Below are 9,153 nucleotides of genomic sequence, written 5' to 3'. Positions count from 1 at the left end.
TCGCAATCTCTTTAAGGAAAGACACGTCCGTTACGCTGCCTGAGAAAAAAGAGCACTATTTGATGCACCAGTCAGTACGCGCCTTGCCAGTTCATAAGCTGTCCTGCAACACTGCATGGATGAAACCCGTGAAAGAAAGACTCACCCCCTCCCTCAAACCAGACATTTCTTATATGGTCGCCTCCCATTTGCAAGGTAATCGTTCGTGACGAGCAGGGTGGTTGCGGACTTATATCCGGACTCGATCGCGAGGTGTACTCGCCGGCCCCGATGGATTTCGCCGCAAAGGTCCTAATCTAATTGGCGGACTCGAGGTCCGAGAAATGTCTCAGGCTTGCCTTTGCGCGGTCCAACCTGTCTTGCCATCGTTCAATCTACCTGTGCAACCGTGGATGGGCTTTTAAGTTGCGTAGCTTGCTTACTGCGTTGGCGAGGCTTGATATGTTCGTCCATACGCAAGCAGCGCCCAAATCGTTCGTGCCATCTTGTTGGCGAGAGCGACAGCAACGACATTCGTCGGACGCCGGGTCAACAGCAGGCGCAAGCGCTCCGGCAAATGCCTTGAGCTTGAGATCACCGCTCGAGCACCATGAATCAGCAGTGTTCGCAGATACACGTCACCGCGTTTGCTGATGCCTCCAAGCTTCGCTTTGCCTCCGGAGCTATTCTGTCGCGGCACCAGACCGAGATAGGCTGCGAACTCGCGCCCGGAGCGAAACGACTTTGCCTGTCCAATCACCGATACCGCGGCCGTCGCGGTAAGAACACCAAGCCGGGAATTTCGGAGATGCGGCGACATGCTTCGTCATTGCGCCGCCATTCCTGAATGCGACGTTCGAGCCGCTCAATCTGCTCGTCGAGCGTGCGAAGTCGCGAGAGTTGATCTTGCAGACTGTCCATCAGCATGACGGGAAACTGATCATCTAGTAATGCTAGAGCCGCTTTTGCAGCCTCAATCGATGGGCGACGGCCTTGCGGCAGTACGATGCCGAATTCGTAGAGCAATCCGCGAAGCTGATTGATCTGCATGATGCGAACCCGAACTAATTGTTGACGGATCCGGTGCAGAGCAAGCATGGCCTGCTGATCTTCGGTCTTGACTGCAACGAATCGCATGCCAGGGCGTTGGGCGGCTTCCCAGATTGCAGCGGCATCGGCCGCGTCGTTCTTGTTTGACTTCACGAACGGTCGCACGAACTGAGCGGCTATAAGCCGCACGTCGTGGCCGAGTCGCGCCAGAGTTCGGGCCCAATGATGAGCGCTGCCGCAAGCTTCCATGACGACGCGGCAAGCCGGCTGGTTCGCAAAGAACGGCACGAGTTGTGCCCGTTTGAGCGCCTTGCTGTGAATCGCGCCGGTCTGAGGATCGACGTAGTGAATCTGGAAGACGCGCTTGGCCAGATCGATGGCAATGATCGAGGGTTCCATCTGGTTCTCCTTTGCGGCGGGCACGCCGAACCAGCAATGTCGCATGCTCCAGTCAACCGAGCTGCGGCGTCAGACGACCGTTAAGGCGGGAGGCGACCATTCCATCTAATTAGCCGGAACCCCGACATTTCAAAAAAGCCTCGACATCGTGAAGCAGCTAACTAATCGAGCTCCCTGATCCAAAGACCGCTGTGTCGCGACCCATGAATACTATGCCCAAACTGTGCGTATAATGTGCATCATGGATTGTCGCCGGAGCCCACGAGATGAACGCTGATACTTTTGCCGACGTTTTGGAGTCTGCCCGAGAGGCGGGAACCTCCCGGCTTTCGGCGATCAATCTCGCCAACGTGCTCGGCCTGCAGCAGCAGGATTTGGCCACCATCGCCGGCGTGCACCGAAATACGCTGCGCACGCACCCTGAGTCGCCGAGATTGCAGGCCGCCCTGCGTGATCTGATGCGCGTGGTGTCGGCGGCGGTGGCGGTTCAACCGGACCTCGAGCGCGCGCTGTTCCTCATCAAGAACCATCCCATCCCGGCCTTTCGCCATAAGACGATCCTCCAGTTGGTCCAGGAAGGTCGGACAGAGGATGCGATCGACTACCTGGAGTCTATCAGCGCAGGTTTCGTTGGATGATCCTGACCGATCTGCCGAAGGGAACCACGCTCTATCGCGCTCACGCACCGCGCTGGGCCGACCGACCCATGAGCGGCGCGGGCGCCGCGCTGAAGGGTGGACGCTTCAACCGCGAAGGGGTCGAAGCTCTGTACCTGTCTTTGGAAGAACTGACGGCGCTGCGAGAATACCAGCAGACCTCCCCTTTCCTTCCGCCCTGCACCATTTGCTCTTACGTTGCCGAACTCCGCGACCTGGTGGACCTACGGCAACTCGACCGCGGGAATTGGGATGAGCTTTGGCACGACTGGCGCGAGGACTGGCGGTATTGGAAGTTCGAGCAACATATTGAGCCGCCGACCTGGGTGTTGAGCGACCTGGTCAGGGACCTCGGCTACACCGGGATTGTTTTTCCGAGTCAGGCGCATGCGGGCGGCACCAACGTGGTGGTTTTCAACGACCGGCTCGGCCACGGCAATTCAATCGAGGTGAACGACCCTAGCAAGCAACTTCCGAAGGATCAGTCCAGCTGGGAGCGGTAGAACCTGACACGAGTCAACTGCGAAATCTGCCATCCGGCGCTCGAAACCTGTAGCATGCGATTCCACGCTCACGACGGACCCCGCTTTAACCGCGCCGACCAAGTCCCCGATTGTTCTCCGCTCTCCTATAGAATTCCTGGGTAACTGGGGAAATCGATGCGGCTTATGCATTTCCCGAATGACGTGCATGACGTGCTCAAATTCGTGCCTAGTGTATGTGGACAATGGAACTCCGGAATCAACCACGGTCCGGGCGTGAGTCTAGGTAGCGGGCTATTCATTCTGCTCCGTGGCAGGGCGGCCTCCGGCGACATCACGCCATGTGCTTTCAGCAGTCCGCGCACGAATCGCCAAAAGGACCGAACGAAGCTTGTTTTGGTCGTGGCTGAATTCGCCTTCTGGCCAAGTTCGTCCGATTCTTTGGTATTCGTGCTCAGATATCCAACCGGTTCGCTGCCACCAATTCATTCGCTTCCACCGAGTCGGCAACACTGGCCACTTTCGTCTTAGGTCGACTTTGACGGCAGGAAAGTCGACGCGAAGACATTTGGTAGCCAACACTTCGTCCTTTTCCCGGTCGGTGCGCCGCGATCCGTCATCGTCGAATTCAATGACGTGATGACAACCCTCGCACAACGACGCGAGCTGACTATCGTCTTCGCCTTTCAGTACCGCCTCTGAATAACTGCGGTGGTGAACAACCGAGGCGCTACCAAAACATCGCTGACAGGTATGGTCGTCTCGAACAAGAACACGCTTCTTTATTTTTTTCCAGAGTGCCCGCGAAAGGTAGTTGGCGTAGCTAGAATACCCAAGCTTTTCTAGGGGAGATTCGACCGGCCCCGAAGCCCCCAATCGCGCCATCACCTCTTCCAGCGACTCCCCAGTCGGCCAGTCACAGCGCGATTTACAATTGCTATTCATAGTCCACCCCTTGTTGGTTGTTTCAGTGCGAGTGCTTCCTATGCTCAGTCTTCTTGCACTCGTGTTTCATGGTCTGGTTGCTTCGAGCACGGGCGCCTTTCTCTTCCAATCATCCTTATCTGCGAAATACCTTGAATTCTTGAGTTGAATATCCGGTTAAGTGTCGAGTTTGGACCACCCGAGCAAGAATCGCATCCTGCGGTGCCCACCTCCGTTGCTCGAAGAAGCTTTGTGCACGAGACGGGGTGGGCATACTTTTTGTGCGAAATCTGGCGGTTACTGTGCGCCGCCGCCTGCAGCAAGGCTTCGCCGTCGATGGAATCGCGCTATCTGTGGAAACGCAAGTCCATGATATTTCGGCCGCTTTCTGATCTAACCGCCATTTTTTGCACGGATCGAACGAAGACCCCAGATATCAATGGTCTGGGGGCTCCGGAGGTCGCGGACCAGTCACTGAACGGGACGCATCAGAAGCAAAAACAGAGTCGATCGTACCCATATGCGCGGGCGCATCAATTCTCACTTTGGCGGAGAGTCTCCGCCTATATCGTCGAGCAGCTCGGGCCTCAAACTTCGCATCACTCACAGACCACAGGCGTGCGCTTGGCGACATGCACTCCCGCAGAAGCGATCTGGCTTCCGAGGCCCTCAGAGAATGCGCGAGGCGATGAGGCCCTCTGCAACGTAAGGCCGCATCGCCCATATCCACTCGTCTTTGGGGGAGGTTCGCAAATCGTCGTCTGATGCAATTGCGCACGTCATCACTGGGGAGCCATCCTTTCGCTTCGGCAGATCTATGGGAAGTTCTGCAAAGAGCATCGCACCAAGCAACCCATACTGTAGGTTGGCGGCAGAATAATTCGGATACCCTGCGGCTTTGGCTAGCTGCGTCGCCGTGATTTTCCTATCGGGAGCTGTCAGATGTGCTTTTAGCATGGCCTTATGTCCAGCAGTAATCTGGCCAGCGATACTCACAAACGCCTTCGCAGCCTCCTCGACCGTCGGCTCATCGAGGCGCGCTGCGGCAAGCGAAATCTGTCGTTGATATAGAGCGGTGCAAAGTCCGCGCCACACTTCGTCCAGAGTCTCTCCGCGCACCTCGACCGCTACTTTCCCATTGGCCCACAGGACCCCACGGCAAGCGGAGTCGATAACGCGGGCTACCAGAGTGTACTGCCCGGCCTTCAAAGTCTTCATCGCTTCGGACATCGCTTCCCTCTTTTTCATTTGGTAGGTCTCAGTGTCAAATTTCGCGAGCGCGGAGGTAGATTTCGCCTGATACGAGCCATGAGTTGCCGATATCCGGTCCTAAGACGCCTTTAGTGGCCGCAAGGGGCATGCTCGGCTCAGCATGATTTGCGAGACATTACTGCTCAAAATCTCGCTCGGGATGTCAAGAAAAGGCGGCCCGCAAACATGAGCCGCCGCTGAAAAATGCGCTCCTATCGCATGTATTCCGGAATCGATGATGGCTTGGCAGCTTCTCCCACGCGGTTCCATGACGGATAGAGCCACGGGCTAGTCATCTCCAAAGTTGTGATCTTTGGTGCCGGTATCGCCGTGCCATAGAGGAGCTCGGTCTTTTCGAACGAGTCGACAATGGTGCCGACTAGCGCTTCAGGGACGAAAATCCACGGTCTAACCGGGAAGCTGTCGGGTATAGTGCAGTCACGCCGCAGTGCGTGAAGCAACCCATCCCAGTTCTCGTGCCAGCCTGAAAGGCGCTTCAACAGGCCAGTGGGTGGTTTGGCGAAAGTAATCTCACAAAGGAACACAGTACGGGAGCGCATATCAAGCGCGACTGCGTCGCAGTACCAGTGTGGACCAGAGGTGTCAGGATTGTGACCTTCATTGAGTTGAAGGCAGCATTGGGTGTTCAGAAAGACAGATCGATCTGCGCGAAGATATTCGACAACAACGTTCTCGAAAAAATCCACCTGCTATCCCCGATGATTTTCTTGATTCAAGACTTGGGCGCTTTCATCCTTGATTGCCACACCCAGACCTACTCGTGATTTTACGACGGCATATCGGCACATTGATGCCAGAACTTGAGGGCGGACGGCGTTAATATGGTCGTAATCTTCTGGCGACAGTGATCCCCCAAGTCCATGGTCTCGTTCGTCAACGGGGCTTCCCTTTCGAAAAGGGTGCAAGCGCTGACAAAGCACCCAACAAGTTCACGTCATGGCCGAGGTTAGCTTGATAGCGAAGGCAGTTGGCTCGGCCTTATGCGATGCTTGCCATAAGGCCGACCTGCTGGCAGAGACATCGGGGCCTCCGCACTCGGTCACCGGCCTTTAGAGACCTTTAGGAACAGTCGCGCCATCGTCAGCAACACGGCGGACCATTGCTGACGATTGTTGCATCGAGCATTGATATGGTCGCTTCCCGCATCGATGACCTCCGCCGATTCCAAGCAGACGATCAACCATCAGGGGTTCAATGACAGGAAAAGGAAATTCGCAGCAGTTCTGCTCGCGATGCGGGGCTTAAGGAGCGTCGGTCACACTTCGAACAGACTCGACCATGAGCCAACGCGCTCGAAGCGCTCTTCCCGTGCGGATGCGACACCCATCTCGCCGAACCGCCGTGCGTTACGGCGATAGACGCCCCAATGCGTTCCGCAATACTCACAGCGCGCGGTGAAGTCACCGCCGCGCGGCGTGAACTTCGCTGGCTCCCCACAATGACGGCACAGACTAAGGAGATTCGTGCGGTCGAGCGCCCGTGAAATCTTCGCTTTGGTCTCCGCGTTGAGCGCGGTGCTGCTCAAGCACGCGTGCAGTTCTTTGTGCTCGATGACGCTAGACGACCGATCGGCTCTCCATTGATGATTCTCCACGGTACCCAATTTCCGTTGCTCAAACCACTCCAGCACTTCGCGCGGAAGCGGCCCGATGAAACGCCCATAAGCCTCGAAAACGGGGAACCACAGAAATCGTTCGATGAGCCACATAAGCCGCTCTTCACCGTAAAAGTTGAGCGGGTTGATCACGTAGCGTTCCGCATGTTGGGGCGCGAACTCCGGCACGTCGGTCCGTAAAATGGAAGGCAAGCACGCAATGACCAGGCGGCCGGTACCATCCGGTTTCATCGTGTCCGCGGAATCAACCGGTTCCGTCAGGGCAGGAACGATGACCAGCGTGCGTTCATCAAGACTGATTGTGATTTCGGTATCGGCGAACGAAACCCGCCCCTGCGCCTGTCCGAAGGCGAAGACAATCCCATCACTTCCCGATTGCGTGCCGACCAGCGCCATCGTCGACATCACACGATGAATCATCATACGCAAGTAGTGGGCAAAATCGTCGAGGGCCTGAAGGTTCCCGGCAAAGACCTGCTCCGGCCTTTGCTGCTTTGAAGCACGCGTCTGATACTTTCCCCACAGCGTCCGCAGATGCCGATAATGCGAATCGTGCATGAGGATGTTGGTGTTGCGTAACTGCGCAGCCACGCGCGCCGAACGCGGCACCTTGCAATACAGCTCGCTCTGCCTGAGCATGCCAACGTGCATCTTCGCGGCTTGTAGGAACTCGATGGCGGCGCGCGAATCCTCCAGCCCCTGCGCCATCTCGTCCGGGTCGATCGCGTCGCCCCAGAGTTCGAAGAGGCGATCACGCAGGCGGTGGTGAATGTGTTCGGACTGTTCCAGCTTGCGCTTTTCCTCGTATTTCACGTTGATCTGCTGGGTTTCGGCGAGACGCCAGCGCAGATAATCGTCGAGTTCATCGAGTAGGCGCGCGTAGACCTTGTTTTCGTAGATGGACCAGTCATCCTCGCTGAGCAGCGCGAGCAGTCGCTTGGGCAGCACGCCGAACAAGCTTTGGCTGTGCCAGTCCTCCGAATGCGCGGCGAGATGTTCGACCGCTTTGGGCGCCATGCGGCGGACGCGATGGATCTGCGTGATCTCGGCCTCGTACTTCATGGCGTAGCGCGGCCGGCGGGCGATCTCGCCAAGGTGACCCTTGTCGATCACCTGCCTGAGCGCCTCATCTCGCTCGTCGAGTCGCACCGAATTCGCCAATTCGCCCGGAATCAGCGGGGATGGTGGCGCCGACGGCTGCGCGCGGTACTGCGCGGCCAGCGTCTGTACCGAGCGCAGAATGAGCGATGCAACCGCGTCGCCGTCGGCTCGGTGCGCGGTCTCGCAGAAGTGACGCAGCTCGCCGTCGAGCACGCAGTAGTCATAGCCGTCGCTCATCAGGAGCACGCGTTCCTCGAGCGCGGTCTTGCCGTTGAGCATCGCACGCCGCAGAAGCCTGTAGCGCCCCGGCTCGACTTTGTCCGGCAGGGCCACGGACGTGCCGAGGTAGCGGTCGAACACCTTCACGCGCCACGCTCCAAGCGTTTGAGATCCGCTTCAATCGCGGCGAGGCAACGCTCGGGACGCGCACCGTCCGCGACGGTGGCGAAGACATCCAGCAGCGCTCTCTGTACGCGCTCCAATGTTTCGGCATTCGTGTCGTACCGGCCGATCACCTTGCCGCTACGGAACACCCGCGTCGACAACAAATGATCCAGACCCTGAGCGATGCTGCCGCCCGCAGCTTCTACTACCGGCAGGAACTTGCGCGCCTGCCGCTCGAAACGGTTTCCCCAGCCGATGGCGAACTGATCCGCTAGCACGCGAGTCAGCTCGCTATTGCCAATGATATCCATACGCTCGTCGATCTGTTTGCGCGCCGAGTCCTGCGCCACCTTGAAGGCCTGGTCGAGCGACGTGAAGGAAAACGTCTTCGGGCGCAGTTGCTGCCCGATCTCGAAGCGGACTTCATGACGCGGCAGCTCGAGCACGAAGGCGCGATCGTGGGTCTTGTCCGCGAGCTCGTTGGTGGTTTCGTCTTGATTGGCCGTGCCGATGAACCAGAGATTCTCCGGAACCACAATCTCGCGACCACCGCGCAACTGTTGCGGCGGATTGGGTGGACTCGTTTCGACCAGACGGATCAGCCGGTCATCGCCTTCCTTCTCGAGCGCCGACAGGAAGTCGGCGAAATATTGCTCGGGACGAGACAGGTTCATCTCGTCGAGCAGGACGATATTTACCCGGTCTTTCGCCGATGGCGTTGCCGCGCGATACATCGCCTGCAGACACTCCTTCTCTGCGAAGCGCCGCTCGAACGTATTGTAGTGACCCAGTAGGTCGCTTCGATCGCGCCATCCCGCCTGCACGGCGATATCCTGACATTCGCCGCCGACGACCTTAGCGAAGGCTTTCGCCAGACTGGTCTTACCCGTGCCACTGATGCCCTGGAACACATGCAACTGACTCATGGCAAGACCACCGACGAACAGTTGCAAGTCCTCCGTGCGGAAGAACAGCGGATTGTCGGGCTGCACGCAGGCGAGCCGGATTCTCAGTTCGTCGGTGAAGGTTTTCAGATTGCGCACTTCGTCGGCCGGCCTTCCGATCTGGAAAGCCGGTTCCGCGTCCATTCTGGATAACTCCACGAACGCGGAAGCGGACTTACGGGAATCCGTGATTTTGCCGATGCTAGTTTCCAGCTCATCCAGATGCACCTTCATGGCCTGGTTGCGCACCTGCATGATGTGAATCTCGTCGGCCCAGACCGTGTCAAAACGCACAGCCACTCGAATTGACAAAGCGCTTTCTCGGCGCAAGTCGCGTCTTTCGTTGC

At 57.7% G+C, this 9,153-nt stretch carries 8 protein-coding genes and 1 pseudogene; 3 read left to right on the top strand and 6 right to left on the bottom strand.

Annotation, left to right across the window (positions count from 1 at the left end):
* The coding region (locus tag AWB78_RS48955) for a hypothetical protein (protein WP_232478083.1) at positions 1 to 209 on the top strand (209 nt) is incomplete at its 5' end.
* 209 nt (positions 210 to 418) lie between these two features.
* Here AWB78_RS48955 and AWB78_RS40290 read toward each other — a convergent pair.
* Positions 419 to 1,428, bottom strand: a pseudogene (locus AWB78_RS40290) (IS110 family RNA-guided transposase).
* 266 nt (positions 1,429 to 1,694) lie between these two features.
* On the opposite strand from AWB78_RS40290, the gene AWB78_RS40285 reads away from it, so the two are divergent.
* Both AWB78_RS40285 and AWB78_RS40280 read left to right on the top strand, forming a co-directional pair.
* Positions 1,695 to 2,066: an antitoxin Xre-like helix-turn-helix domain-containing protein gene (locus AWB78_RS40285; protein ID WP_062612591.1), complete on the top strand. Its 372-nt coding sequence runs from the start codon at positions 1,695 to 1,697 to the stop codon at positions 2,064 to 2,066.
* Positions 2,063 to 2,587, top strand: a complete 525-nt coding sequence (locus tag AWB78_RS40280) for an RES family NAD+ phosphorylase (protein WP_062612588.1) — start codon at positions 2,063 to 2,065, stop codon at positions 2,585 to 2,587. Before AWB78_RS40285 ends, AWB78_RS40280 begins: the two co-directional genes overlap by 4 nt.
* A 273-nt stretch (positions 2,588 to 2,860) precedes the next feature.
* Here AWB78_RS40280 and AWB78_RS47200 read toward each other — a convergent pair whose 3' ends face one another.
* The 5 genes from AWB78_RS47200 to AWB78_RS40260 form a co-directional block, all read right to left on the bottom strand.
* Positions 2,861 to 3,511: an HNH endonuclease gene (locus AWB78_RS47200; RefSeq protein ID WP_157697811.1), complete on the bottom strand. Its 651-nt coding sequence runs from the start codon at positions 3,509 to 3,511 to the stop codon at positions 2,861 to 2,863.
* A 648-nt stretch (positions 3,512 to 4,159) separates the two neighbouring features.
* On the bottom strand, positions 4,160 to 4,738 hold the full coding sequence (locus AWB78_RS40275) for a hypothetical protein (RefSeq protein ID WP_062612586.1): 579 nt from the start codon (positions 4,736 to 4,738) through the stop codon (positions 4,160 to 4,162).
* A gap of 215 nt (positions 4,739 to 4,953) precedes the next feature.
* The gene (locus AWB78_RS44600; protein ID WP_074173685.1) at positions 4,954 to 5,448 is read right to left on the bottom strand and encodes a hypothetical protein; all 495 of its coding nucleotides are present in this window, start codon (positions 5,446 to 5,448) and stop codon (positions 4,954 to 4,956) included.
* A gap of 569 nt (positions 5,449 to 6,017) precedes the next feature.
* The gene (locus tag AWB78_RS40265) at positions 6,018 to 7,844 is read right to left on the bottom strand and encodes a hypothetical protein (RefSeq protein WP_062612582.1); all 1,827 of its coding nucleotides are present in this window, start codon (positions 7,842 to 7,844) and stop codon (positions 6,018 to 6,020) included.
* The coding region (locus AWB78_RS40260; protein ID WP_232478082.1) for an AAA family ATPase at positions 7,841 to 9,153 on the bottom strand (1,313 nt) is incomplete at its 5' end. The genes AWB78_RS40265 and AWB78_RS40260, both read right to left, overlap by 4 nt.

Source organism: Caballeronia calidae (assembly GCF_900044055.2).
Lineage (GTDB): Bacteria > Pseudomonadota > Gammaproteobacteria > Burkholderiales > Burkholderiaceae > Caballeronia > Caballeronia calidae.
This window is presented reverse-complemented; position numbering and strand designations above follow the sequence as displayed.

What these genes read in the sequence shown, in the direction of transcription:
- AWB78_RS40285 (WP_062612591.1), top strand. Translation starts at nt 1,695, where the DNA reads ATGAACGCTGATACTTTTGCCGACGTTTTGGAGTCTGCCCGAGAGGCG.
- AWB78_RS40280 (WP_062612588.1), top strand. Translation starts at nt 2,063, where the DNA reads ATGATCCTGACCGATCTGCCGAAGGGAACCACGCTCTATCGCGCTCAC.
- AWB78_RS47200 (WP_157697811.1), bottom strand. Translation starts at nt 3,511, where the DNA reads ATGAATAGCAATTGTAAATCGCGCTGTGACTGGCCGACTGGGGAGTCG.
- AWB78_RS40275 (WP_062612586.1), bottom strand. Translation starts at nt 4,738, where the DNA reads ATGAAAAAGAGGGAAGCGATGTCCGAAGCGATGAAGACTTTGAAGGCC.